General features: G+C 62.9%; 19 protein-coding genes and 1 pseudogene. 12 read left to right on the top strand and 8 right to left on the bottom strand.

Annotated features, from left to right (window positions below; all coding sequences use genetic code 11):
- Position 1: 1 nt before the first annotated feature.
- From JJN09_RS04065 to JJN09_RS04045, 5 genes are read left to right on the top strand one after another with little or no spacing between them, the layout of a single operon-like run.
- Complete coding sequence (locus tag JJN09_RS04065) at positions 2-364, top strand: STAS domain-containing protein (protein WP_249485824.1); 363 nt, start codon at positions 2-4, stop codon at positions 362-364.
- Positions 361-765, top strand: coding sequence for an anti-sigma regulatory factor (locus JJN09_RS04060; RefSeq protein WP_249485823.1), 405 nt, complete (start codon positions 361-363; stop codon positions 763-765). Before JJN09_RS04065 ends, JJN09_RS04060 begins: the two co-directional genes overlap by 4 nt.
- Entirely contained in the window at positions 762-1,772 is a 1,011-nt protein-coding gene (locus tag JJN09_RS04055; protein WP_249490754.1) for an ATP-binding protein, read from the top strand. Before JJN09_RS04060 ends, JJN09_RS04055 begins: the two co-directional genes overlap by 4 nt.
- Positions 1,765-2,640, top strand: coding sequence for a sensor histidine kinase KdpD (locus JJN09_RS04050; RefSeq protein WP_249485822.1), 876 nt, complete (start codon positions 1,765-1,767; stop codon positions 2,638-2,640). Before JJN09_RS04055 ends, JJN09_RS04050 begins: the two co-directional genes overlap by 8 nt.
- The gene (locus tag JJN09_RS04045) at positions 2,630-4,573 is read left to right on the top strand and encodes a response regulator (RefSeq protein WP_249485821.1); all 1,944 of its coding nucleotides are present in this window, start codon (positions 2,630-2,632) and stop codon (positions 4,571-4,573) included. Before JJN09_RS04050 ends, JJN09_RS04045 begins: the two co-directional genes overlap by 11 nt.
- A 120-nt stretch (positions 4,574-4,693) precedes the next feature.
- Here JJN09_RS04045 and JJN09_RS04040 read toward each other — a convergent pair whose 3' ends face one another.
- The 3 genes from JJN09_RS04040 to JJN09_RS04030 form a co-directional block, all read right to left on the bottom strand.
- Entirely contained in the window at positions 4,694-7,327 is a 2,634-nt protein-coding gene (locus JJN09_RS04040; RefSeq protein ID WP_249485820.1) for an excinuclease ABC subunit UvrA, read from the bottom strand.
- Positions 7,328-7,356: 29 nt separating this feature from the next.
- Positions 7,357-9,468, bottom strand: coding sequence for a PAS domain-containing sensor histidine kinase (locus JJN09_RS04035; RefSeq protein WP_249485819.1), 2,112 nt, complete (start codon positions 9,466-9,468; stop codon positions 7,357-7,359).
- Between the two features lie 131 nt (positions 9,469-9,599).
- Entirely contained in the window at positions 9,600-10,289 is a 690-nt protein-coding gene (locus tag JJN09_RS04030; RefSeq protein ID WP_249485818.1) for a GntR family transcriptional regulator, read from the bottom strand.
- 140 nt (positions 10,290-10,429) lie between these two features.
- Here JJN09_RS04030 and JJN09_RS04025 point away from each other — a divergent pair, with 140 nt between their 5' ends.
- The 7 genes and pseudogenes from JJN09_RS04025 (at position 10,430) to JJN09_RS03995 (ending at position 17,953) form a co-directional block, all read left to right on the top strand.
- Positions 10,430-11,515 (top strand): ABC transporter ATP-binding protein, encoded by a 1,086-nt coding sequence (locus JJN09_RS04025; RefSeq protein WP_249485817.1) that lies wholly within the window; start codon positions 10,430-10,432, stop codon positions 11,513-11,515.
- A gap of 1 nt (position 11,516) precedes the next feature.
- On the top strand, positions 11,517-12,434 hold the full coding sequence (locus tag JJN09_RS04020; protein WP_007959454.1) for an ABC transporter permease: 918 nt from the start codon (positions 11,517-11,519) through the stop codon (positions 12,432-12,434).
- Positions 12,431-13,219 carry an ABC transporter permease gene (locus JJN09_RS04015; RefSeq protein ID WP_249485816.1) on the top strand — a complete coding sequence of 263 codons (789 nt, stop codon included), beginning with the start codon at positions 12,431-12,433 and terminating at the stop codon, positions 13,217-13,219. The genes JJN09_RS04020 and JJN09_RS04015 overlap by 4 nt, the downstream gene beginning before the upstream one ends.
- 18 nt (positions 13,220-13,237) lie before the next feature.
- Positions 13,238-14,290: an extracellular solute-binding protein gene (locus JJN09_RS04010; protein ID WP_249485815.1), complete on the top strand. Its 1,053-nt coding sequence runs from the start codon at positions 13,238-13,240 to the stop codon at positions 14,288-14,290.
- A 310-nt stretch (positions 14,291-14,600) separates the two neighbouring features.
- Entirely contained in the window at positions 14,601-15,797 is a 1,197-nt protein-coding gene (locus tag JJN09_RS04005) for an amidohydrolase family protein (protein WP_249485814.1), read from the top strand.
- Positions 15,794-17,281 carry an amidohydrolase family protein gene (locus JJN09_RS04000; protein WP_249485813.1) on the top strand — a complete coding sequence of 496 codons (1,488 nt, stop codon included), beginning with the start codon at positions 15,794-15,796 and terminating at the stop codon, positions 17,279-17,281. The genes JJN09_RS04005 and JJN09_RS04000 overlap by 4 nt, the downstream gene beginning before the upstream one ends.
- A gap of 11 nt (positions 17,282-17,292) precedes the next feature.
- Positions 17,293-17,953, top strand: a pseudogene (locus JJN09_RS03995) (flavin reductase family protein).
- A 39-nt stretch (positions 17,954-17,992) separates the two neighbouring features.
- Here JJN09_RS03995 and JJN09_RS03990 read toward each other — a convergent pair.
- The 5 genes from JJN09_RS03990 to JJN09_RS03970 all read right to left on the bottom strand — a co-directional run bounded on the left by JJN09_RS03990 (position 17,993) and on the right by JJN09_RS03970 (position 24,374).
- A complete protein-coding gene (locus JJN09_RS03990; RefSeq protein WP_249485812.1) occupies positions 17,993-18,652 on the bottom strand; it encodes a DUF799 domain-containing protein in 660 nt (219 codons plus the stop codon).
- Complete coding sequence (locus JJN09_RS03985; protein WP_096819990.1) at positions 18,649-19,017, bottom strand: DUF4810 domain-containing protein; 369 nt, start codon at positions 19,015-19,017, stop codon at positions 18,649-18,651. The genes JJN09_RS03990 and JJN09_RS03985 overlap by 4 nt, the downstream gene beginning before the upstream one ends.
- A gap of 29 nt (positions 19,018-19,046) precedes the next feature.
- The gene (locus JJN09_RS03980) at positions 19,047-19,733 is read right to left on the bottom strand and encodes a CsgG/HfaB family protein (protein ID WP_162130490.1); all 687 of its coding nucleotides are present in this window, start codon (positions 19,731-19,733) and stop codon (positions 19,047-19,049) included.
- A gap of 151 nt (positions 19,734-19,884) precedes the next feature.
- Entirely contained in the window at positions 19,885-22,983 is a 3,099-nt protein-coding gene (locus tag JJN09_RS03975) for an error-prone DNA polymerase (protein ID WP_249485811.1), read from the bottom strand.
- Positions 22,959-24,374 (bottom strand): DNA polymerase Y family protein, encoded by a 1,416-nt coding sequence (locus JJN09_RS03970; protein WP_249485810.1) that lies wholly within the window; start codon positions 24,372-24,374, stop codon positions 22,959-22,961. The genes JJN09_RS03975 and JJN09_RS03970 overlap by 25 nt, the downstream gene beginning before the upstream one ends.
- Between the last annotated feature and the right edge of the window lie 6 nt (positions 24,375-24,380).

Below are 24,380 nucleotides of genomic sequence, written 5' to 3'. Positions count from 1 at the left end.
GATGGAACGTATCCCGATTCTCCAGATGGGTGACTTCCTGCTGGTGACCATCCAGGTCGACATGCATGACCAACTCGCCCTCACCCTGCAGGACGATCTGTCCGAGCGCATCAGCAGAACCTCGGCGCGCGGGGTGTTGATCGACATCTCGGCGCTGGACATGGTCGATTCGTTCATCGGCCGGATGATCGGCACGATTTCCGGCCTGTCGAAAATCATGGACGCCGAAACCATGCTGGTCGGCATGCAGCCCGCCGTGGCGATTACCCTGGTCGAACTCGGCCTGACCCTGCCCGGCGTCAGCACTGCGCTGAATGTCGAGCGCGGCATGAAACTGCTCCAGGAACGAGTACGCCAGAAATGACGGTGCGCAGCAGCGGTACACAACCGATCAACATCGAGCAGGACGTAGTGCTGGCCCGGCAACAGGCGCGCAAACTGGCCACCGAATGCGGCATGCGCCTGATCGACCTGACCAAACTGGTGACCGCCGTCAGCGAGCTGGCGCGCAACACCATGGTGTACGGCGGTGGCGGCGACATGGACTGGCAGATCCTCGATGAAGACCACAAGGTCGGCTTGCGCCTGACGTTCCGCGACGAAGGCCCCGGCATTGCCGACATCAAACTGGCGATGACCGATGGCTGGACGTCCGGCAGCGGCTTGGGTCTGGGCCTGACCGGTGCCAAACGGCTGGTCGATGAGTTCGAACTGGACACCGCCCCCGGCAAAGGCACTCGCATAACGATCACCCGATGGACATGAACATCAGCGGGAGCCTGACCCGCGTGCTGCCGATCGAAGAGATCAGCCAGATCGGATACGCACGTCGCACAGCGCAGCAACTCGCCGAACAGCATGGCTTCGATGAGCGTGATGCCGGGCGCGTGGCGCTGGTCGCCACGGAACTGGCGAGTAACGTACTCAAGCACGCTAGTCACGGCGAACTGCACCTGCGAGTGTTGCAGCGCATTGATGGCTTCGGCATCGAAATGCTCGCGGTCGATCGGGCCGGCGGCTTCGATCTCGATGCGTGCATGGCCGACGGCTTTTCCACGGGCGGCACTCAGGGCATCGGGTTAGGCGCAGTGTCGCGTCAGGCCGAGGTGTTTGATGCCTATGCCGATGCCCGGGGCGCGGTGCTGCTGGCGCGTCTGTACCCGCGCAGCGACCGGCAACCGGATCTGCGGTTTGGCGTCAGTCAGCATTCGTTGCACAACGACCCGGCGTGCGGTGATGTCTGGCATCTGGCATTCAACGGGCCGGACATCAGCGCCCTGATCGTCGATGGTCTCGGCCACGGCGAAGACGCCGAGCGGGCCGGACGGGCCGGAGAAAAAGCGTTCGCCCTGAACCCCTTCGCCGCCCCGGTGTTGCTGATGGAAGACCTGCACCGGGAAATGATCGGCACCCGGGGCGGCGCTGTCGCGTTTGCGCAGTTCCATGGCGAGCGCGACAGCCTGACATTTGCCGGTGTCGGCAACATCGGTGCCAGTCTGGTGACGGCCGGCAAGTCCCGTGGACTCGCCTCGCACCCGGGGATCGTCGGCGGCCAATACCGAAAAGCCCAGCCCTTTGACTATGCTCACGTGAATGGACATCTATTGATCATGTACAGCGACGGCTTGCAGTCCCGTTGGAACCTACAAGACTACCCCGGCCTGGTGCACCGCCATCCCGCCGTGATAGCCAGCATCCTGCACCGCGATTTCTGTCGCGGGCGCGACGATGTGACGGTGCTGGTCGTTGCCCTGGAGGCCGCCCATGGCTGAGTCCCCGACCTTGAACAGCGCCGAGCAATCCGCGCTTATCGCCCAATTGCAGAGCGAAACCGCCGCGCTGCGCGAAGAACTCGACGAGACCAATCAGGGCGTGCTGGCCCTGTACGCCGAACTCGACACCCAGGCCGAACAATTACGCCAGGCCTCGGACCTGAAAAGCCGGTTTCTGTCGTACATGAGCCACGAATTCCGCACGCCGCTGGGTTCGATCCTGAGCATCAACAGCCTGCTGGCCGATGAACTCGACGGCCCGCTCAGCCCCGAGCAACACAAGCAGGTCGCGTTTGTCAGCACTGCCGCCCGTGAACTCAGCGACATGGTTGACGACCTGCTCGATCTGGCGAAGATCGAGGCCGGACGCATCACGATTTCCCCGGCATGGTTCGACATGTTCGACCTGTTCGCGGCGTTGCGCGGGATGTTCCGGCCGATTGTCGACGCCTCTGCGGTGGACCTGATTTTCGAAGAGCCGGTGGGCCTGCCGCGGCTCTATACCGATGACAAGAAGCTCGCGCAGATCCTGCGCAACTTCATCTCGAACTCGCTGAAATTCACCACCCGTGGCGAAGTCCGGGTCTCGGCGCGCCTCGAAGGTCAGGACAAGGTGCGCTTCGCCGTCAGCGACACCGGCATCGGCATCGCCCCGGAGCTGCACGGCGCCCTGTTCGAAGACTTTTCACAGGTCGATTCACCGCTGCAAAAACGCCTGCGCGGCACCGGGCTCGGGTTGTCCCTGTGCAAGCGTTTTGCGGCGTTGCTGGGCGGTGAAGTCGGCATGGACAGCGCACCGGGTGTCGGCTCGACCTTTTTCGTGATCATCCCGCTGGCGATCGCTCTGGAGAACGTCGATGAAACATGACATCCGCCTGCTGATCGTCGACGACAACGTCGCCACCCGCTACGCCTTGCGCCGACGGCTGGAGCGCCACGGCTACGAAGTGCTGGAGGCCGGCACCGGCGGCGAAGGCCTGGCGCTGATCGCCAGCGAAACGCTGGATGCGCTGATTCTCGACGTCAACCTGCCGGACATGAGCGGCTTCGACATCGTGCGCAAACTGCGCGCCGATACGAGTACCGCTCTGCTGCCGGTGATCCACGTGTCGGCGGCATCGATCCAGACCGGCGACATCATCACCGGCCTTGACGCCGGGGCCGATGCCTACCTGATTCATCCGGTCGATCCCGACGTACTGCTCGCGACCCTGCGCACCCTGCTGCGGGTACGCGACACGGAAAATGCCCTGCGCGAAAGCGAGGCGCGCTTTCGGGAGATTTTCGTCAACGTCTCGGCGCCGATTGCGGTCATCGATGCCACCCTGAAAATTCACGAGTGCAACCACGCCTTCGCCCAACTGATTCAGGACAACCGCGACCCGCAGACCCTCAGTGAATGCTTCGCTGAGGATCAGGGCGCGATCCTCGACGAGTTGCGCCTGCAACTGATAGATGGCGAGCGCTGGAAAGGCACACTGAACATGCGCGTGTTGGGTGAATTACGCGAAACCGAGTGGCAGATTTCACCCTATCGCACCCCGGAACTGAGCCTGGTGTTCGTCGAAGACGTCACCGAACACCGTCATCGCGAACGCTCGCACCTGGCGCGGCTGGACGACACCACCACGCAACTGGCCAAGGAAGTCGCCGAACGGGTGCGCGCCGAAGCGCAACTGCTGCAAGTACAGAAAATGGATGCGCTGGGCAAACTCACCGGGGGCATAGCCCATGACTTCAACAACCTGCTGACCGGGATCATTACCAGCCTGGAACTGATCCAGAAACGCGTCGCCGATGCACGCCCGGACAAGGTCCAGTTCTACGCCGAAGCCGCCCTGAACTCGGCGATGAGCGCGGCCTCCCTCACCCATCGCCTGCTGGCCTTCGCCCGACAACAGCCGCTCGACACCCGGCCGGTGGACATCAACGACCACGTGCGTTCGCTCGAAGAGTTGCTGGTGCGCACCATCGGCGAACGGATTGCCCTCAAGCTTGAACTGACCACCAAACCGGCCATCGCCCTGGTTGACCCGATTCAGCTGGAAAGCGCGGTGCTCAACCTGGTGATCAACGCCCGGGATGCGCTGCCGCAGGGCGGCAATATCTGGGTCAGCACCTATGCCGCGTATTCCCACGGCGACCCGAACCTGACGGATGGTTCTTATGTGGCGCTGTCGGTGCGCGATGACGGCACCGGCATCGAGCACAACGTGATCGACAAGGTGTTCGATCCGTTCTTCACCACCAAGCCGCTGGGCCAGGGCACCGGGTTGGGGTTGTCGACGATTTACGGTTTCGCCCGGCAGTCCGGTGGCGATGCGCACATCCGCAGCGTTGCCCGGCGCGGCACCGAGGTGACCATCATGTTGCCGGCCACCAGCGACCCGACCGCCGCCGATCTGGTGCCGCCAGTGGTCGATCCGCAGGGCTCCGGCGAACACGTGCTGATTGTCGAGGACATGCCTTCAGTGCGGCTGTTCGTCACCGAAGTGCTGGAAGACGCCGGTTACCGTTGCACACAGGCCGGCGATATCGAAACCGCGCTGGAACGCCTGCAGAACGATCCGACGATCAACCTGCTGCTGACCGACGTCGGGCTGCCGCGCATGAGTGGCCGCGAACTGGCGGACGTTGCCCGGGGCTGGCGTGAAGGGTTGCCGATCCTGTTCATGACCGGTTACGCGGAAACCGCGATCAACCGCCAGGTGTTCCTCGGGGCCGGCATGGACATGCTGGTCAAACCGTTCCAGATCAGCGAATTGCTGGACAAGGTGCGCCGTACGCTCGACGGCGCCTGACACGCCGCCATCGCGGGCAAGCCCGCTCCCACAGTTTTTTGTGCCGTACACAAATTCGTGAACACATCAGACTCTGTGGGAGCGGGCTTGCCCGCGATGAGGCCGGCCCTAGCGACGTAGTTATCGGCTCAAGGCACGGGCAAGAAACGGCGCAGTCCGACTCTTCTTGCTTGCCGCCACTTTCTGCGGCGTTCCGGCCACGACGATCTTGCCGCCCTGATCTCCAGCCCCCGGGCCGATGTCGATCACCCAGTCACTCTGCGCCACCACGCGCATTTCGTGCTCGACCACAATCACCGTGTGCCCCGCCGTCACCAGGGTGTCCAGTTGTTCGAGCAAGCGGTCGACGTCTCGCGGGTGCAGCCCGGTGGTGGGCTCGTCCAGCACATATAACGTCGCGCCGCGCGGATTGCGTTGCAGCTCGGTGGCCAGTTTGATCCGCTGAGCTTCGCCCCCGGACAACTCCGTCGCCGGTTGCCCGAGGCGCAGGTAACCGAGGCCGATATCTCGCAGCACCTCCAGTGAACGGCGGATTGCCGGTTGCTCGGCAAACACCGTCACCGCCTCGTCCACGGTCAGTTGCAGCACCTGAGCGATGCTCAAACCCTGCCACTGCACCGCGAGCGTTTCGGGGTTGTAACGCGCGCCATGACAAGTCGGGCATGGCGCATAGACGCTCGGCATGAACAGCAACTCGACACTGACAAATCCCTCACCCTCGCAGGTCGGGCAACGGCCCTTGGCGACGTTGAAGGAAAACTGCCCGGCGTCGTAACCCGCCGCTTTCGCCTCGACGGTCGCGGCGAACAACTTGCGTACGTTGTCGAACAGCCCGGTGTAGGTCGCCAGATTGGAACGCGGCGTGCGGCCAATGGGCTTCTGATCGACCTGTACCAGACGCTTGATGGACTCCAGCCCGGCGCTGACCTGGCCGGTACTGGCAGACGGTGTGTCATCTTCCAGATTGAGTTCTTCCGGCTCGGCGTCGCTGACGCCGCGACCGAGTTGCGCGCCGACCAGTTCCAGCAGCGCCTGGCTGACCAGACTCGACTTGCCCGAACCCGATACCCCGGTCACAGAGGTAAAACAGCCAAGAGGAAACTCGACGCTGAGGTTATTCAAGTTGTTGCGCGTAACACCGTCCAGCTTCAACCAGCCCGACGGTTTGCGCGCAGCCCGTGCCGACGGTTGCTGTTCGGTGAACAGATAGGCGCGGGTCTGGGATCGCTCGATGGCCGCCAGCCCGGCAGGCGGACCGCTGTAGAGAATCTGCCCGCCCTTTTCACCCGCCGCCGGGCCGACATCGATCAACCAGTCGGCACGGCGCATGGTTTCCAGATCGTGCTCGACCACAAACACACTGTTGCCGTCAGACTTGAGCCGCTGCAAGGCTTCGAACAATGCTTCGCCATCGGCCGGGTGCAGGCCGGCAGAGGGTTCGTCGAGCACGTAGATCACGCCGAACAATTGCGAGCCCAATTGGGTGGCCAGGCGCAGGCGCTGCAATTCCCCGGACGACAGGGTCGGTGTGCTGCGTTCCAGCGCCAGATAACCGAGGCCGAGATCGGTCAGGGTGCTGACCCGCTCCAGCAGGTCCTCGGCAATGCGCTGTGCGGCCAGGCGTTTTTCCAGCGACAGATTGGGTGTGTGGCGTACGTCAGGTGCGTTGGCGTGGCTACTGGCAACATGGGCCACGCGCTGCTGTCGGGCTTCGCGGGTCTGGCTGTGGGTCAGGGTTTCGCCGGTTTCATCGGCGTGTTCCAGCCAGCTCGCATCCGCCACCGGCCTCAAGACCTCGGCGACTTGCAGCAGCGGCATCCGCGACAACTCGCCGATGTCATGGCCAGCAAAGGTCACCGACAGTGCCTCGCGTTTGAGGCGCTTGCCATCGCACAACGGGCACAGGCTGCCGAGCATGAATTGCGACACGCGCTTCTTCATCAGCGCACTTTGCGAATGGGTGAAGGTGTGCAGGACGTAGCGCCGGGCGCCGGTGAACGTGCCTTGATAACTCGGCTCCATCTTGCGTTCCAGGGCGACGCGGGTTTCTTCCGGCGTCAGCCCGGCGTACACCGGAACAGTGGGCGTTTCTTCGGTGAACAGAATCCAGTCGCGCTGTTTTTTCGGCAGCTTGCGCCAGGGAATATCCACATCGATGCCCATGGTCACGAGGATGTCGCGCAGATTTTGTCCCTGCCAGGCCAGCGGCCAGGACGCCACGGCACGCTGGCGGATGGTCAGTTCCGGATCGGGCACCATCAACGTTTCGGTCACTTCGTAGACCCGACCGAGCCCGTGACACTCTGGGCAGGCACCTTGCGGTGTATTCGGCGAAAAATCCTCGGCATACAGCATCGGCTGACCCGGCGGGTAACTCCCGGCGCGCGAGTACAGCATGCGGATCAGGCTCGACAGCGTGGTCACACTGCCCACCGACGAGCGCGTGCTCGGGGTGCCGCGTTGCTGTTGCAGCGCCACGGCCGGCGGCAGGCCCTCAATGGAGTCGACGTCCGGCACGCCGACCTGATCGATCAGCCGCCGCGCGTAAGGCGCCACCGATTCGAAATAGCGCCGCTGCGCTTCGGCATAAACGGTCGAAAAGGCCAGCGACGACTTGCCCGACCCGGACACGCCGGTAAACACCACCAGCGCATCCCGGGGAATATCGACGTCAACGTTCTGCAGATTGTGTTCGCGGGCACCGCGCACCCGGACCATGCCGGCGGCGGAATTGGAGCTACGCTTGGAGGTCATCGGCCAGCCTTGGTCAGGGGATTCGGAACTCAGGCACTGAGCACGGAGCGGATCATCTGCAACAACGCCTCGGGGCCGTAAGGCTTGCCGAGCAAATGGGTGTCGGGGCTGAGCTGGTGATTGCGCGAAATGATGTCGCGGGTGTGGCCGGAGGTGAACAACACGGCCACCGGCGGCATTTGCACCTTGGCCCACGCGGCCAGGTCGGAGCTCTTGATCAGCCCGGGCATGACCACGTCGGTGAAGATCAGATCCACGGCCATGCCTTCCAGCAACATTTGCATCGCCGTGTCGCCATTGCCGGCGACCAGCACGCGATAGCCTTCTTCACGCAACAATTCGACTGCCGAGGTGCGCACCGCTTCGTTGTCTTCGACCACCAGAATGGTTTCGTTGCCGCCCGCCTGCTGTCGACGCACGCCGGGCGTCTCATCGATCGGCGGCCGCAGACTGCGCGGAAAATACAACTGCACCCGCGTGCCCTCACCGACCTGGCTGTCGATCTCGACATGCCCGCCGCTCTGTTTGACGAAGCCGAACACCATGCTCAATCCGAGGCCCGTGCCCTGCCCGTCGGCCTTGGTGGTGAAGAACGGTTCGAAGACCTGCTCCAGCATGTGCGGTGCAATGCCCACGCCGCTGTCGCTGACCGAGACCCGCACGAAATCACCCGGCACGATGCCCTTGCCGGCGCAGAACGCCCGGTCGAGCGAGGTGTTGGCGGCGCCGAGCACAATCGTGCCCTCGCCTTTCATGGCGTCCCGAGCATTGATCGCCAGATTGAGAATCGCATTCTCCAGTTGGTTGCGGTCAACGTTGATGTGCCACGGTTCTTCGGGCAACTGCACGTCGATCTGAATGGTTTCGCCCAGCGCTCGTTGCAGCAACTCGCCGACGCCGTCGAAGATCTGCCGGGGATTGCACACCGCCGGCGACAGCGGCTGGCGGCGGGCGAACGCGAGCAACTGCGAAGACAACTTGGCACCGCGCTCCACCGCCGCCAGCGAGGCGCTGACCCGACGCTGGACGTTGGCATTGTTCGGTTCGTGCCGCGCCAGCAGATGCAGGTTGCCGGCGATCACTTGCAGCAGATTGTTGAAATCGTGAGCCACGCCACCGGTCAGGCCGCCGATGGCTTCGAGCTTCTGCGACTGGCGCAATTGCTCTTCGGCACTCAGGCGCGCCTCGACTTCATTAGCCACGCGCTGTTCGAGGTTGCGGGTGAATTTGAGCAGGGACTCTTCAGCGGTCTTGCGTTCGTGGATATCGATCAGCACGCCCGGAAAGCGGAACGCCTGGCCCCGCTCGTCGAACTCGCAACCGCCGCTGGCCAGCACCCACAGGTGGCTGCCATCGGCGCGCAGTACGCGGTATTCAGCGTTGTACGGTTCGCCGGTACGCACCGAGTTTTCGACGCACTCCTGCACCCAGGGGCGGTCATCGGGATGAATGTGCGCTTCGGCAATGTGCTGCGGCAGGTTGGTCAGATCCTGATCCGGGGGGAAGGAAAAGGTCCGGGCGAATCGCTCGTCCGCCGACAGCACGTTGTTTCTCACGTCCCAGACAAACGAACCGAGCAATGCCCCGGCATTCAACGCCAGGCGCACTCGCTCGTTGTCGGCGCGATAGGCATCTTCGGCAGCCTGACGCAGGCGTTCGGACAGCACCAGTTCGGTGGTTTCCACGACCATCGCCATCACGCCCGAGGGCACCCCGGCATCGTTGGCCACCGGGCTGTAATAAAGGTCGAGCCAGACATCCTCGGGCACGCCGTCACGCAACAGCACCAGCACCTTGTTGCGGTATTCAAGGGTGCCGCCGGCCAGACAGGTATCGACCACATGCCGGTTGAAGTCGGCGACTTCCGGCCAGCCCAGTTCCACCGGCACCCCCAGCAAATAGGGATGTCGGCCGCCGGCGAACCGCGAGTAAGCGTCGTTGTAGATCATGTAGCCGGCATGGCCCCAGAGCATGACCATCGGCAACGGCGAGGCCAGCATCAGCCGCACCGTGCTGCGCAGGCTGGCCGGCCAGGTTTCGAGGGGGCCCAGGTCGGTCCCGCTCCAGTCAAAGGCGCGGATACGCCCGGCCATCTCGCCCTGCCAGCCGTCACACCCGTGGCTATCGGATAAAAACTGCATCGACTGCTTCAACGCCTTGTGGTTGGTCCGATGTCTCGCTACGTCCAATGACGTCACGCCCGTCTGTTTCGAGCCTTTTGTGGGCCAATCGTTTCATTAGAGGTATAGCCGATTTCACTACTGGCCGAGACTCAAACCTCGATCAGGTGCTTGAGCGGATGGTAGCCGGTCTTGAGCTTCGCAGCGACGTCGAGAATCGCCTTCTGAATGCCGTCCAGGTGCATGCAGGTCAACTCGATGGCGGCGCTCTGATTGCCGGCCTCGATGTACTCGATCAGGCGCAGATGTTCGTCGTCGCGACAGGCTTCGTGGCTGTCGTCATCCAGTGCGGCGGCGTACAGCGAGGCGCGGGAAATCAGTTTCTGGAACCAGTCGAGCAGCACCGGGTTGTTCAGGCTGCGGGCCAGTTTGAGGTGGAACTCACCGAGCAGGTGAATCAGCCGCTCATGGTCACCGGCCGCATGCGCCTCGTCTTCCAGCAAAAGATGCTCGCGCAGGTCCTGCATCGCGGCAGTGTCTTTACGGCGGCACAGTTCGGTAACGATGCCGATCTCGATCAGGCGCCGGGTTTCGAACAGCGAACGGATCTCTTCATCGCTGGGCAGCGACACCGACGCACCTTTATTGGGCTCGGTGGTGACCAGGCCGTCGGCCTCCAATTGCTTGAGCGCGGCGCGAACCGACGTGCGGCTGACATTGAACAATTCTGCCAGCGACGCCTCGCCCAGTTTCATTCCCGGACGTAGCGAGCGCTTGCTGATCGCCTCGTAAACCCCTTGGTAGACGCGGTCGACCGTGGTTTCCGTTTTCTTCTCGGTCATTCAAAAACTCCTTCAATGCTGGCAACGCTGCCCGACGAACGACTCAGTCAGGGAAATGGGGGGTTGCGCAAGCAGATTAATCCGGGTATTTCTAAATTGCATTCAGATATTGCATACAATAATTAGAGGATTGCACCATTATGGGTCAACCAATAGCAATTGAAGTGCGGAACGTTTCCAAACGGTACTCTGATGATCCAGGCCTCGCGCCGGCCCTCGACAACGTGTCGGTAAACATCGCCGACAACGAGTTCTTCACCCTGCTCGGCCCCTCGGGCTGCGGCAAAACCACCTTGCTGCGCACCATCGCCGGTTTCGAACACGTCAGCGACGGCGAGATCCGTCTGGCGGGCGAAACGGTCAATCACCTGCCGCCGTTCAAGCGTCGGGTCAACACGGTGTTCCAGAGTTACGCGCTGTTTCCGCACATGAGTGTCGCGCAGAATATCGCCTTCGGCCTCGAGATGCAGGGTCTTGATCGCAAGACGATTCCTGGACGGGTCGACGAGATGCTCGCGCTGGTGCAGATGGAGCACCTGGCCGGGCGCAAACCGGCGGAATTATCCGGCGGCCAACAGCAGCGTGTCGCGCTGGCCCGGGCCTTGGCACCGAAGCCGAAAGTGCTGCTGCTCGACGAGCCGCTATCGGCGCTGGACCTGAAGCTGCGCAAGGAAATGCAGGTCGAACTCAAGCGCGTGCAGCAGGAAGCCGGGATCACCTTCATCTTCGTCACCCACGATCAGGAAGAAGCGCTGACCCTGTCCGACCGGATCGCGGTGATGTCCGCCGGCGAGATCCTGCAGATCGGCACCCCGACCGACATCTATGAACGCCCGCAGCACCGTTTCGTCGCCCAGTTCATTGGCGACATCAACTTCCTCCCCGGCCAGCTCAAGCGCGGCGAGCACAACCAACACCTCTTCGTGCCCAACGGCATGCCGGTGGAAATCCCCTGCCCGCCCCAAGGCGTCAATGGCAGCAGCGTGCAACTGGCGTTTCGTCCCGAGCGTTCGCAACTGGTCACGGCGGATCAGCCCCATCATCTGCGCGGTGTGATCGAGGCCGTGCTGTATGTCGGCACCGCGACGCTGTACCAGTGCCGCTTGAACAACGACATCAAAGTCATGCTGCGGGAAAACAACGAAGGCGTGAGCGCTTGTCGTGCGGTCGGTGAACCCGTGGCGGTGCACCTGCCGCCTCAAGCCTGCCTGGTGATGGAGGCCTGAGATGAGCGTCAGCAGCACTTCCCCCTCCCTCAACCGCGCGCTATTGCTCAGCCCGGTGGTGTTGACCCTGCTCGCCCTGATCGCCATTCCGCTGGGGATCATGGGCTACATCAGCCTGCTGCCGCGCAACACCTACGGCGGCGTCGACTGGCAAGCTCAATGGCAATTGCAGAGTTACGTGCAGCTGTTTTTCCAGGAAGGTTTCGACGGCGAACTGGAGCTGAACTGGGTCTACGCCCAGGCGCTGTTGCGCTCGGTGTTCCAGGCCGGCGGCACCACGGTGTTGTGCTTCCTGTTCGGATTTCCGGTGGCGCTATGGATGTCGAGCCTGACTCCGCGCCGGCGCAATCTGATGGTGTTGCTCATCACCATTCCGTTCTGGACCAACCTGCTGATCCGCAACTACGCGTGGCTGATCATCCTGCGCGAACAGGGCTGGGTCGCCCAAAGCCTCAACGCGCTGTTCCCGAGCGCCGGCGGCATCACCCTGCTCTACAACGACTTCGCCGTCAGCGTGGGCCTGGTCTACAGCTTCCTGCCGTTCATGATTCTGCCGATCTATTCGACCCTGGAAAAACTCGACTGGCGCCTGGTGGAAGCCGCCTATGACCTGGGCGCCAACCGCTGGCATGCGCTGCGCCGGATCATCCTGCCGCTGTCGATGCCCGGCGTGATTGCCGGTGCGTTGCTGGTGTTCGTGCCGAGTCTGGGCGCTTTCATCACCCCGGCGATTCTTGGCGGCGGCAAGACCCTGATGATCGGCAATCTGATCCAGCAACAGTTCGGCACCGCGCGCAACTGGCCGTTGGGCAGTTCGTTGTCGTTCCTGCTGCTGGGGATTCTGCTGTTGTCGCTGGTGCTCTACGCCCTCTACAGCCGCAGCGCGGCAAAAACCCTGAACCGGGGAGCGAAAGCATGATTTCTCTGCACCTGAAAAAACTCCCGGCGACCCGGGAAATCAGCCTGCTGATCCTCGCCTACCTGTACGTGCCGATCCTGGTGTTGATCGCCTACAGCTTCAACGCCAACCGCTCGGCGACGGTGTGGACCGAGTTCTCGTTCGCCTGGTACGGGCGGATCCTGGCTAACCCGTCGATCCAGACGGCGGCGCTGAACTCGATCATCGTCGCGACCATCGCCACCGTGTGCGCCACGGCGATTGCGCTGCTCGCGGCGCTGGCGACTTACCGGCCGTTCTACGGGCAGAAAATGGTCGAAGGCGGGATCAACCTGCCGCTGATCCTGCCGGAGATCGTCACCGCCGTGGCCACCTTGCTGCTGTTCATGGCGCTGGGGATCAAGCTCGGGCTGGTCACGGTGATCGTCGCGCACATCGGCTTCTGCATTCCGTTCGCCTACCTGCCGATTCGCGCACGGCTCAACGATCTGGATAAGAGCCTGCTGGAAGCTGCCAACGACCTGTACGCCAACCCATGGCAGGTTTTCCGCCGCGTGACTTTGCCACTGCTGTGGCCGGCGGTGCTGTCCGGTTCGGTGCTGGCGTTCGTGGTCAGCCTCGACGATTTCATCATGACCTTCTTCGTCGCCGGCCCCGGTTCGACCACGTTGCCGGTGTACATCTTCTCGGCGATCAAGGCTGGCGTAACGCCTGAGATCAACGCGATCTCGACGTTGATGCTGGTGATTTCCATCGTGCTCGTGGTGCTGGCCTTCTGGCTTGGCCAACGCGGCAAACAACAATAAACCTGGAGCGCTCTGTTCATGAAAACCAAAAGCATGCGTTTGGCTATTTCCGGTCTGGCCCTGAGTTGTTTCACCGCGCTCAGCGCCCACGCCGCCGAGCCCAAGGAATTGTTCTTCTACAACTGGACCGATTACTACCCGGTGGACCTGCTGGCCAAGTTCGAAAAAGAGACCGGGATCAAGGTCACCATGGACGGCTACGACAGCAACGAAACCCTGCTCGCCAAATTGCAGGCCGGCGGCGCGGCGTATGACGTGATCGTGCCGTCGCAGTCGATCATGCAGACGCTGATCAAACAGGATCTGCTGCTGGAAATCGACACGCCGACCCTGAGCAACTTCCAGTACGTCAAAGGCCCGTTCCGCGACCCGAGCTTCGACCCGGGCCGCAAGTTCTCGGCGCCGTACCTGTGGGGCACCACCGGGTTTTCCTATGACAGCGCCCGGGTGCCCGGCGGCAAACTCGACGATTCGTGGAAAGAGTTCTTCGAACCGCGCAAGGAACTGCAGGGCCAGCTCGCCGCCCTCGACACCTCCAGCAGCGTGATCAACGCCGCCAGCCATTACCTGAACGTCGACGAATGCACGGAAAACCCGCAGGACGCCAAGCGCATCCTCGAGCTGCTGCAAAAGCAGAAACCGTTTTTGAAGATGTACAGCTCCGACAACACCGTGGACCGCATGGCCTCGGGCGAGGTGATCATGATGCAAAACTGGAACGGCTCGACGGCCCGGGCCACGTTGCAGAAGAGCACGATCAAATACGTGTACCCGAAAGAAGGCCTGGCGATGTTCCAGGACAACTTCGCCGTACCGAAAAGCGCCCCGCATCCGGGCAACGCGAAGATCTTTATCGACTGGATGATGAAGCCTGAGAACGCGGCAGCCGTGTCCAACGCGATTGCCTATGCCAACGGGATTCAGAGCGATCAGTTGCTGGATGCGAAATGGAAGGTTATGGACGCGATCAACATGCCCGAGGAATACGCCTCGCGGCTGCGGCCGGAAAAAGAATGCAGCAACAAGGCGCGGGAGCTGCAGGATCGGATTTGGTCGAAGCTCAAAGGCTGATCGTGGATCGCTGGTTTTAGTGAAACGCCGACTTTCCAGGTTGACCTCGAAGAGCCCCCTCACCCTAACCCTCTCCCCGAGGGAGAGGGGACTGACCGAGTTGTCTCGCGCTGTCCGCCGACCTGAAAGACCTGGTCGATTATGGATTCAGAGATCAAGTCAATTATGGATTCAGAGAGCGAGTCGATTATGGATTCAAAGTAGATCGTTCAGGTCGGCGTAACTCTTCAATATCCCCCATTCGGTCCCCTCTCCCTCCGGGAGAGGGCTAGGGTGAGGGGAAAAAATTTAAAGAACAAAAGAGGTTCCAATGACTGCCCCCCGCTGGCTCAGAAACATCCGCCCCTACGGCGCCCCCGCCGAAGACCTGCTGATCGAAAACGGCAAATTCACCCAACGCCGCCCGGCCTCCAGCACCCCGTTGGCCGCCACCGACATCGACGGCCAGAACCAGCTCCTGACCGCCCCGCTGGTGGAAAGCCATGTCCACCTCGACAAGACCCTTTACGGCCAACCCTGGCGCCCGAACAGCGCCGGCCCGACGCTCAAGGACTACATCAGCAACGAGCGCCGCGTCCTGCGTGAAGTCAAAGCGCCGATTGCCGTACGCGCCGGCGCCCTGCTAGAAAACTGCATCGCCAGGGGTTCGCTGACGATGCGTTGTCACGTCGACATCGATCCGGAATTCGGCCTGCGTCACGTCGAGGCCATGCAACAACTGCGCGAAACCTACAACGACCTGATCGACCTGCAACTGGTGGTCTTCCCGCAAACCGGCCTGATCAGCCGTCCCGGCACCGCCGGGCTGATGCGCGAAGCCATGGCCCTGGGCGTGGAAAACGTCGGCGGGCTCGACCCGTGCGGCATCGACAACGACCCGATCGCGCAGCTGGATTTCGTGTTCAAACTGGCCAGCGAGTTCCAGCGCGGCGTCGACATTCACCTGCACGACAAAGGTGAACTGGGTCTGTGGCAGATCGCCCGGATCGCCGATTACACCGAGCGTTTCAACCTGCAAAACCGGGTGATGATCAGCCACGCCTATTGCCTCGGCATGTTGCCCTGGAGCCAGGTCAAACCGGTCGCCGAACGGCTTGCGGCGCTGGGCATTTCGCTGATGAGTTCAGCGCCGGCCGACTGCGCCGTTCCACCGTTTCTGGCGCTGCGCGAGACCGGCGTCAACGTGTGCCTGGGCTCCGACGGCATTCGTGATGCGTGGTCGCCGATGGGTAATGGCGACATGCTGGAGCGAGCGATGTTGCTGGCGTTCCGTTTCGACCTGGGCAAGGACGATGAACTGGCGGCCGCATTCGAAGCAGCGACGGTCAACGGTGCGCGCGCATTGGGGATCCAGGATTACGGCTTCGACATCGGCCGGCCGGCGGACTTTCTGTTGATGCCGGTCGAAACACTTGGCGAGGCAGTCGTCGCGCGGCCAGTGCGTCAGGTCTATCGCGGCGGCGAACTGATCGCCAGCGGCGGTCGTTTGCTGGGCAGCCGTCTGTGAAACGGATCGGCCTGAAGGCCGGTTGCGTAGTCGGTTTCGACGGCACGCAACATGTGCTGTGGCGCGACGGCGAAGTGGTGTTTGCCGGCTCGCGGATCGAGTTTGTCGGGCGCGGTTATCCAGGGCTGGTGGATCAGTGGATCGACTACGGCAATGCGCTGATCGGTCCCGGTTTCATCGACCTCGACGCCCTCGGCGATCTCGATTCCACGGTGCTGACCCTGGACAACGGCGATGAACGTGCGATGGGCCGCATGTGGTCGGCGGAGTATCTGGAGGCCGGGCCGCGTGAGTCGTTCAGCCCGGAAGAAGAGGTCTTCAAATACCGCTACGCCTTCACCCAGTTGATCCGCAACGGCATCACCACGGCAATGCCGATCACCTCGATGTACTACCGTGAATGGGCGGAAACCTACGACGAGTTCGCCACTGTCGCCGACGTGGCGGGTGAACTCGGGCTGCGTACCTATCTCGGCCCCTGCTACATGAGCGGCATGAGTTACTGGCGCGCCGATGGCAGCCTCGCCCACCACTGGGATGAGGCGCGGGGTCTGGCCGGGCTGGACGCGGCCGCACGTTTTTTCAAGGATTTCGATGGCGCACATGCTGGACTGATTCGCGGTGCGCTGCTGCCGGATCGCATCCAGACCTGCACCCCGGCGCTGCTGCAACGCACCTCCGCATTGAGCCGTGAACTAAATGCACCGATGCGTCTGCATTGCTGTCAGGCGCCCGGTGAAGTCGCGATGGTTGAACATCTGCGCGGCACCTCGCCGTTGGGCTGGTTGCAACAACTCGACTTGCTCACCCCGCGCAGTCTCTTGCCCCACGGCATCTACACCTCAGGCGATGACGATCTGCAACGGATCATCGACGGCGGCGCGAGTCTGGTGCACTGCCCGCTGGTGTTCGCCCGCGACGGCGAGGCGCTGAATTCGTTTGGCCGCTATCGGGCCAAAGGCATCAACTTCGCCCTCGGCACCGACACATGGCCGGCGGACTTGCTGGCAAACATGCGCCACGGTTTGAACATCGCCCGCTTGATGGAGGGCGACTCGGCGCTGACCAGCAGCCTCGACCTGTACAACGCCGCGACCCTCGGCGGCGCCAAGGCTTTGGGTCGTGACGACCTCGGACGTCTGGCCCCCGGCGCTAAAGCCGACATCACCGTGTTCAATCTGCGCGGCCTGCACCTGGGCCCGCTGTTCGATCCACTGAAAAACCTGCTGTTGGCTGGACGCGGCGACGACTGCATCGCCAGTTACATCGATGGTCGCTGCGTGATGCACGACGGTCTGGTCAACGGCGTCGACTACCCCACTCTGCAACGCCAGGCCCAGCGCCAATACGAAAAACTGATGCGCAGCCACAGCGACCGGGCCTTTGGCCGACCGGACTGGAAAACCCTGTTCCAGCCGGCCATTCCGTTCGCCGACGACTACAGCGCCGAAGCGCCATTGAGCGCCATTGATCCACTTTCCTAGAGATTTCTGCCATGCACAGCTTCGATTTCAGCCAACTGAGCCCACGGGAAAAATACAAGATTCTGATCGGCAGCGTGGTGCCGCGCCCGATTGCACTGGTCACCACCATCGATGCCGAAGGCCGGGTCAACGCGGCGCCGTTCAGCTTCTTCAATGCGCTGTCGGCGGACCCGCCCATTCTCGCGCTCGGCGTGGAGAACTACGGCGACCAGAGCCCCAAAGACACCACGCGTAATATCCAGATGAAACAGGAATTCACCGTCAACATTGTCAGCGACGCACTGGTGGAAGCCATGAACGTCTGCGCCGTGCCGTTCGCGCCAGGCTTCGATGAATTGACCGCAGCCGGCCTGACGGCAATCCCCGGCACCTCGGTCAAATGCCCGCGAATCGGCGAAGCACCGGTGGCGCTGGAGTGTCGGCGGATGATGGCGCTGAACATCGGCCAGTCGCGGGAGATCATTTTTGGCGAGGTGTTGATGGCGCATGTGCGTGACGAGTTGATAGACCCGAAAACCCTGTACATCGATCAATTGGGGCTGGATGCGATCGGGCGCATGGGCGGCCATGGTTATGCGCGAACCCGGGATTACTTCGACCTGCCGACCCGCTCGTTGCAAGCGTGGACGGAGGCACCGGGGGGGGGGCGAGCGGTTCTGGCCCGCCAAATAAAACGGCGGCTCACCGAGGTGGGCCGCCGTTACAGGTCGATCAGTCAGTGCCGTACTTCGGCGACCGTGGCCCATACAGCAGGCCTGCCGGATGACCGGCCGACAGCAGACGGTTGCTGGCCACACCGGCAATCGGGTAGCCGGCATCGGTGGAGCTGTTGACGATCTGCTTCACCGCAGCGGTGATCAGCGCGCCGATCAGGCCGCCGCCACTGTTATTGCCGCCCTCTTCGCTCGACGCCCGGGCCGAACCGGTCCACAGGGTGGTGCCGGTTTTCAGGTCGACCAGTTTGGCGCTGGCGGTGACAGCGGTTTCGCTGCTGATCACCATGTAGCGCGTGCCGTACTCGCTGACGGTGATGTACAGCGCCGCGTCGGCACCGAAGATTTCGTGCAATTTGTTGGCCGGCGCCTGATGGATGTCATCCGGCGTGGTCAGGCCGTTCTGGCGGAACGTCTCGTCGACCAGGGTGATCGGCAGCACGTAGTAACCGGCCTCGGCTAGCGGGAACGTCACTTGCGACAGCAGACTGTAGGACGCCTTGACGTCCGGCGAGGTGTTCAGCGGCGGCAGCACCAGAATGGATTTCGGGCGCGCTTGCTTGTACGCCGAATAGTCCACGGCCTTCGGGGCAACGCAGCCGCCGAGAACGGTCAGCGCCAGGCCCGCAGCCAGCCCTTTCAAGGCACGCGAGATCATTTGGCGTCTCCGGTCTTGGCGTTCTTAAGCAGAAAATCCATGTACGTGCCGGACTCGGGGAACAGGGTCTTTTCGGTGCGCAGTTGCTGCACCATCTGATCGTCCTTGCCCATGCTCAGGTACAGCAGACCGAGGTGTGCGTGGTAACCCGGCGGGACGGGTTTGCCACTGGCGCGGATTTTTTGCAGATCGGCTTCCAGCGCTTCGGCCTGGGCCTCTTTCGGCGTTTCGCTTTTGAAGTATTCGTAGACTTGTGGCTGGTAGCCTTCCCACTGGTAAAGGGTTTGCGGGCTGCTGCAACCAGCCAGCAAGGCGCTGGCGGTCAGTGTCAAGGCCATCAACGGCCGGGACAGGGACAGATTCATGGTGTGTTGCTCCTTGCGATGGGCGTCTATCAGTTGCCCGGTTTCCAGGCACCGGCGTTCATGCCATCGACCAGACGATTGATCGCCTCGCGCATGGCCAGATCGAGGACTTTGCCGTTGAGAGTGGAGTCGTAGGCAGCGGTGCCGCCGAAACCGATGATTTCGCGGTTGGACAAGGCGTATTCACCGGCGCCCTGGGTCGAATACACCACTTCGGACGTGCTGATGTTGACGATGTTCAGGTTGACCTTGGCGTACGCGACCTGGGTCTTGCCACGGCCGAGAATGCCGAACAGTTGGTGATCGCCGGTCTCTTTGCGGCCGAACTCGGTGACGTCACCGGTGACCACGTAATCGGCGCCTTTCAGACGCTGAGCCTGGCCCTTGATCGCGGCTTCCTGCTGGATCTCGCCCATGTTGTCGCGATCGAGCACGGAGAAACGGTTGGTCTGCTGCAAATGAGTGATCAGGATGGTCTTGGCCTGACCGCCGAGACGGTCGACGCCGTCGGAGAAGATCCCGCGCATGTAGCTCGAACGGTTGTCGAACTTGCCCACGGCCATCGGGATACGGACACCGGACCAGGCCTGAGAGGCGCTTTCCACCTTGGCCACTGGCAGTGCGCGGGAGCTTTCGGTGGCGCAACCGGAAAGCGAGCCGGCCAGGGTGCCGAGGACGGCAATCGCAACGCCCGAGACCAACATCCGGGAGATCATTCTCACTGTGCATTCCTTCTGAAAAATGATGTGTCCCGGCACCGCAAAGTCGTGGGGGATCGGGAAAGGGGCGGCATTATGCCAAAGTGCCACCATTGAGGACAGGTTTTTTTGACGTCAGCAAATTGGCTTGCGGATCAGCCAACTGCCGTCAGTGGAAGTCGCGGCTCTGCACACGAATGCCGTTGAGCAACGGGCTGAGGTCACTCAAGCGTCCTGCGATCAGATGCCGGACTTCGCCTTCACGCTCCCAACGGCCATCGACCTTGAGCAATTGCGAGCCCACCAGCACCTGACGCTGACGCTCGGCCAGATCGCGCCAGACCACCACGTTGACGTTGCCGAACTCGTCTTCCAGCGTCACGAAAGTCACGCCACTGGCGGTGCCCGGTCGCTGGCGCCCAGTCACCAGCCCCGCCACGCTGACCGGCCGGCCATGCTCGACCTCCAGCAACTCCCGGGAACTGCGACAACGCCGCGCCCGCAACTCGTCGCGCAACAAGGTCAGCGGGTGCGGCCCCAGCGTGGTGCCGAGGGTGGCGTAATCGGTGAACAGGTCTTCGCTGACACTCGGCGCAGGCAGCAGCACATCCGGCTCCTCCTGACTCGGCAACCCGGCAAACAGTCCAAGCTGTTTCTGCACCCCGGCCACTTCCCAGCGCGCGCGATGGCGGTGACCGGCCAGGTCGCGTAACGCGCCAGCATCCGCCAGCAATGCCTGGGCCCGACTGTCGAGCCCGGCCCGTTCACCCAGATCGGCGACATCGGCAAACGCGCCCCTCGCCCGCGCGCTTTCGATGCTCCGCGCATCCTCCTCGCGAAAACCCTTGATCATCCGCAGGCCCATGCGAATGGCCGGTTGCTCGCCGGCAATCGGCTCCAGGCTGCAATCCCAGTCACTGGCGCGCACGTCCACCGGACGGATCTGCAAATGATGCCGGCGCGCATCCTGAAGAATCTGATCCGGGCTGTAGAAGCCCATTGGCCAGCTGTTGATCAGCGCACAGGCAAACGCCGCCGGTTCATGGCACTTGAGCCAGCAACTGGCATAGGTCAGCAAGGCAAAACTGGCGGCGTGGGACTCGGGAAAACCGTAACTGCCGAAGCCTTTGATCTGCTCGAAGATCTGCGCGGCGAATTCCGGGCTGTAGCCGTTTTTCTTCATGCCGGCGGCCAGCCGTTCCTTGTGCGGCTCCAGCCCGCCGTGGCGTTTCCATGCGGCCATCGAGCGGCGCAACTGATCGGCCTCGCCGGGGCTATAGTCGGCGGCGACAATGGCGATCTGCATGACCTGTTCCTGAAACAGCGGCACGCCGAGGGTGCGTTTGAGCACCACTTCCAGTTCCGGCGACGGATAGGTTTCCTCTTCTTCCTTGTTCCGGCGACGCAGGTACGGATGCACCATCCCGCCCTGAATCGGCCCCGGCCGGACGATGGCCACCTCGATCACCAGGTCGTAGAAGGTTTGCGGGCGCAGGCGCGGCAGCATCGACATCTGCGCCCGGGACTCGATCTGAAACACGCCGATGGTGTCGGCGCGGCTGATCATGTCGTAGGTCGGGCGATCGTCAGGCGGGATGGTGGCCAGGCTCAGATCCTGATGGCGATGGCGGCGCAGCAGGTCGAAACAGCGGCGAATCGCGCTGAGCATGCCGAGGGCGAGGATATCCACCTTGAGCAGCCCGACCGCATCGAGGTCGTCCTTGTCCCACTGGATGATGGTGCGGTCGGCCATGGCGGCGTTTTCCACCGGCACCAGCGTGTCCAGCGGTTGCTCGGAAATCACGAAACCGCCGGGGTGCTGCGACAGGTGCCGGGGGAAACCGATCAGTTGCCCGGTCAGGCTCAGCACGCGATGCAGGATCGGGCTGTCCGGGTCGAAGCCGTTTTCACGCAAGCGCTCCACGGGCGGCGTTTCATCGCTCCAGTGACCGCAGCAGTCGGCCAGCGCGTTGATCTGGTCTGGCGGCAAACCCAGCGCCTTAGCCACATCGCGCACCGCACCGGCAGCGTGGTAGGTGCTGACCACTGCCGTCAGCGCCGCACGACGGCGACCATAGCGACGAAACACGTATTGCAGGACTTCTTCGCGGCGCTCGTGCTCGAAATCCACGTCGATGTCCGGCGGCTCGTTGCGCTCCCTCGACATGAACCGTTCGAACAGAAGCGTGGTGTGATCCGGGTCGATCTCGGTGATACCCAAGGCAAAACACACCGCCGAGTTGGCCGCCGACCCGCGACCCTGACAGAGAATTTTCTGCTCCCGGGCGTAACGCACCACGTCGTGCACGGTGAGGAAGTAGCTTTCGTAGCCGAGTTCGGCAATCAGCTCCAGCTCATCGTCGATCTGTTTGAGCACCTTGGGCTGTGCGCCTTTCGGCCAACGCCAGGCGATACCCTCCTCGGTCAGATGCCGTAGCCAGGAACTGGCGTCGTGTTCCTCGGGCACTAGCTCTTTGGGGTATTGATAGCGCAACTGGCCCAGATCAAACGTGCAGCGGCGAGCCAGTTTCACCGATTCGTCCAGCAAGGTCTGCGGATACAACTCGCGCAACACATCGAGGCTGCGCAAATGCCGCTCGCCGTTGGGGTGCAGGCGCAACCCCGCTTCGGCCACCGGGACGTGATGGCGGATCGCGGTCATGGTGTCCTGCAAGGCCCGGCGACCACGGGCGTGCATGTGCACATCGCCGCTGGCCACCGCTGGAATCTGCAGTTCGTCCGCCAGACTCAGCAATGCGGCCAGCCGCTGCTGATCGTTCTGCCCGCGATGCAGCTGCACCGCCAGCCACAGGCGCTCGCCGAAGGTCTGTTTCAGCCAACGACCCTCTTCCACGTCATTGACCGTATCCGGCACCCACAGCACCAGCAATCCCGGTAATGGTTCGCTGAAGTCCTCGCGCAGTATTTGATACTGGCCTTTCTGGGTACGCCGTCGGGCCTGAGTGATCAAGCCGCACAGTGCCTGATAACCCTCAATGTTCTCGACCAGCACCACCAGCTTCGGACCGTTCTCGATACGGATTTCGCTGCCGATGATCAGCGGCAGCTCCACGGATTTGGCCGCCTGCCAGGCACGGACGATCCCGGCCAGGGTGCATTCATCGGTGATCGCCAGCGCCTGATAGCCGTGCTTTTTCGCCCGTTGGAACAACTCCAGCGCACTGGACGCACCGCGCTGAAAACTGAAATTCGACAGGCAGTGCAGTTCGGCATAACCCTGGTTCACGCGAACCAGCCCTGCAGCCACAACGGGCCGCCCTCACCCACCGCCCGGTACGCCCAGCCTTGCTGGCCGGCGCGGTTCTGGATCAGGTAATAGTCGCGGCGCACGTCATCACCGTCCCACCAACCCGATTCGATGCGTTCCGGGCCCATGAGGATGCGCGCCGAACCTTCGGGCACGGACTGCGGCTCGCCCAACAACCAGCCCGGACGCTGCACGCCCGGCAATGCCGCGCAACGCTGCTTGTCGTCGGCGCTCTGCCATGCGCACTCCGGTCGGTGATCGGCCTGAAAGCGCAGCCCCTGCACCGCCTCATCCCCCAGCCGTGCCCGCAAGCGTTCGCGCAGTTGCTCCCAGGGCAAGGTCTGCTGCGGACGGTCGTCGAACAATTCCTGAAACTGCGGCACGAAACTCGGCAGGTCTTCGGCGCGCAGACGAAAACCGCGCACCGGGGCTTCGACCTGCACCTGCTCCAATCGACCACGGGCCAGCTCGAAGAGCATCGCCGGATCGCGCTCGGCGCTGAGCAGGCCGACCTTGATCAGCGTGTCCGGCAGCCCCGCATGTTCCAGATGCAGATCGAAGCGCTGTACGCCGCTGTCGCGCCCGCACAAAAACGCCGCCAGATCGGACGTCAGGCGGCGCAACGGGAACAGCAGCGCCTGATGGGACTGCACGTCGAAATTGAGTTCGATGCGCACATCGAAGCGATCCGGCGGCAGGTAGAACGCCAGCGCCAGTGGCCGTGCGCCGAACAGCGTATCCAGATGCTTGAGCATCGGCGCCTCGAAACGCCGGGCCAGGGCCTGACGCGGCAGACCCTGCACCTGATGGAGGTTGCGAAGGCCCATGCGCGACAACGCCGTGGCCACGCTCGGTTCAAGCCCGATGCGGTCGACCGGCAGTTGCCCGAGGTGATGGCGCAGGGCTTCACCGTCGGGCACCACCAAGCCGTCATAGGCATTGGCCAACACCCGCGCCGCCACCGGGTTAGGCGCGGCGACGATGCGGTGACGAAAGCCCAGCTCAGTCAGCTCCGTGCGCAAGCGCGCCTCGAACTGCGCCCAGGAACCGAACAGTCCGAGGCTCGATTCAATCTCGAACACCACGGTGCGCGGGTAATGCACGCTGACCTGAGCGCTGAAGCGATAGGCCCAGGCCGCGAGAAACTGCTGCCAGTGCTCGACCTCGGCTGCGTCGTAATCGACGGTGACAAACCCTTTGCTCATGGCCTGCGCGGCGGTCATCGACTGCCCCGGACGCAAGCCCAGCGCCCGCGCCGAAGGATTGACCGCTTGCAGCACCCGGCGCTGGGCCGGGCCGCTGAGCAGCGCCAAGGGTTGCTCGGGATCGGGGCGCTGACGCAGCACGGCGTCGAGGGCCAATTGCGGGAACAGAATGCAAACCCAGCGCATGGCGAC

The sequence above is a fragment of the Pseudomonas sp. HS6 genome, from assembly GCF_023375815.1.
GTDB lineage: Bacteria > Pseudomonadota > Gammaproteobacteria > Pseudomonadales > Pseudomonadaceae > Aquipseudomonas.
The sequence above is the reverse complement of the archived record's forward strand: the minus strand, read 5'-3'. Positions and strand labels throughout refer to the sequence as shown.

Bases quoted from the DNA above. Each gene is read 5' to 3' on its own strand.
- JJN09_RS04065 (WP_249485824.1), top strand. From the start codon at position 2: ATGGAACGTATCCCGATTCTCCAGATGGGTGACTTCCTGCTGGTGACC.
- JJN09_RS04060 (WP_249485823.1), top strand. From the start codon at position 361: ATGACGGTGCGCAGCAGCGGTACACAACCGATCAACATCGAGCAGGAC.
- JJN09_RS04055 (WP_249490754.1), top strand. From the start codon at position 762: ATGAACATCAGCGGGAGCCTGACCCGCGTGCTGCCGATCGAAGAGATC.
- JJN09_RS04050 (WP_249485822.1), top strand. From the start codon at position 1,765: ATGGCTGAGTCCCCGACCTTGAACAGCGCCGAGCAATCCGCGCTTATC.
- JJN09_RS04045 (WP_249485821.1), top strand. From the start codon at position 2,630: ATGAAACATGACATCCGCCTGCTGATCGTCGACGACAACGTCGCCACC.
- JJN09_RS04040 (WP_249485820.1), bottom strand. From the start codon at position 7,327: ATGACCTCCAAGCGTAGCTCCAATTCCGCCGCCGGCATGGTCCGGGTG.
- JJN09_RS04035 (WP_249485819.1), bottom strand. From the start codon at position 9,468: ATGCAGTTTTTATCCGATAGCCACGGGTGTGACGGCTGGCAGGGCGAG.
- JJN09_RS04030 (WP_249485818.1), bottom strand. From the start codon at position 10,289: ATGACCGAGAAGAAAACGGAAACCACGGTCGACCGCGTCTACCAAGGG.
- JJN09_RS04025 (WP_249485817.1), top strand. From the start codon at position 10,430: ATGGGTCAACCAATAGCAATTGAAGTGCGGAACGTTTCCAAACGGTAC.
- JJN09_RS04020 (WP_007959454.1), top strand. From the start codon at position 11,517: ATGAGCGTCAGCAGCACTTCCCCCTCCCTCAACCGCGCGCTATTGCTC.
- JJN09_RS04015 (WP_249485816.1), top strand. From the start codon at position 12,431: ATGATTTCTCTGCACCTGAAAAAACTCCCGGCGACCCGGGAAATCAGC.
- JJN09_RS04010 (WP_249485815.1), top strand. From the start codon at position 13,238: ATGAAAACCAAAAGCATGCGTTTGGCTATTTCCGGTCTGGCCCTGAGT.
- JJN09_RS04005 (WP_249485814.1), top strand. From the start codon at position 14,601: ATGACTGCCCCCCGCTGGCTCAGAAACATCCGCCCCTACGGCGCCCCC.
- JJN09_RS03990 (WP_249485812.1), bottom strand. From the start codon at position 18,652: ATGATCTCGCGTGCCTTGAAAGGGCTGGCTGCGGGCCTGGCGCTGACC.
- JJN09_RS03985 (WP_096819990.1), bottom strand. From the start codon at position 19,017: ATGAATCTGTCCCTGTCCCGGCCGTTGATGGCCTTGACACTGACCGCC.
- JJN09_RS03980 (WP_162130490.1), bottom strand. From the start codon at position 19,733: ATGATCTCCCGGATGTTGGTCTCGGGCGTTGCGATTGCCGTCCTCGGC.
- JJN09_RS03970 (WP_249485810.1), bottom strand. From the start codon at position 24,374: ATGCGCTGGGTTTGCATTCTGTTCCCGCAATTGGCCCTCGACGCCGTG.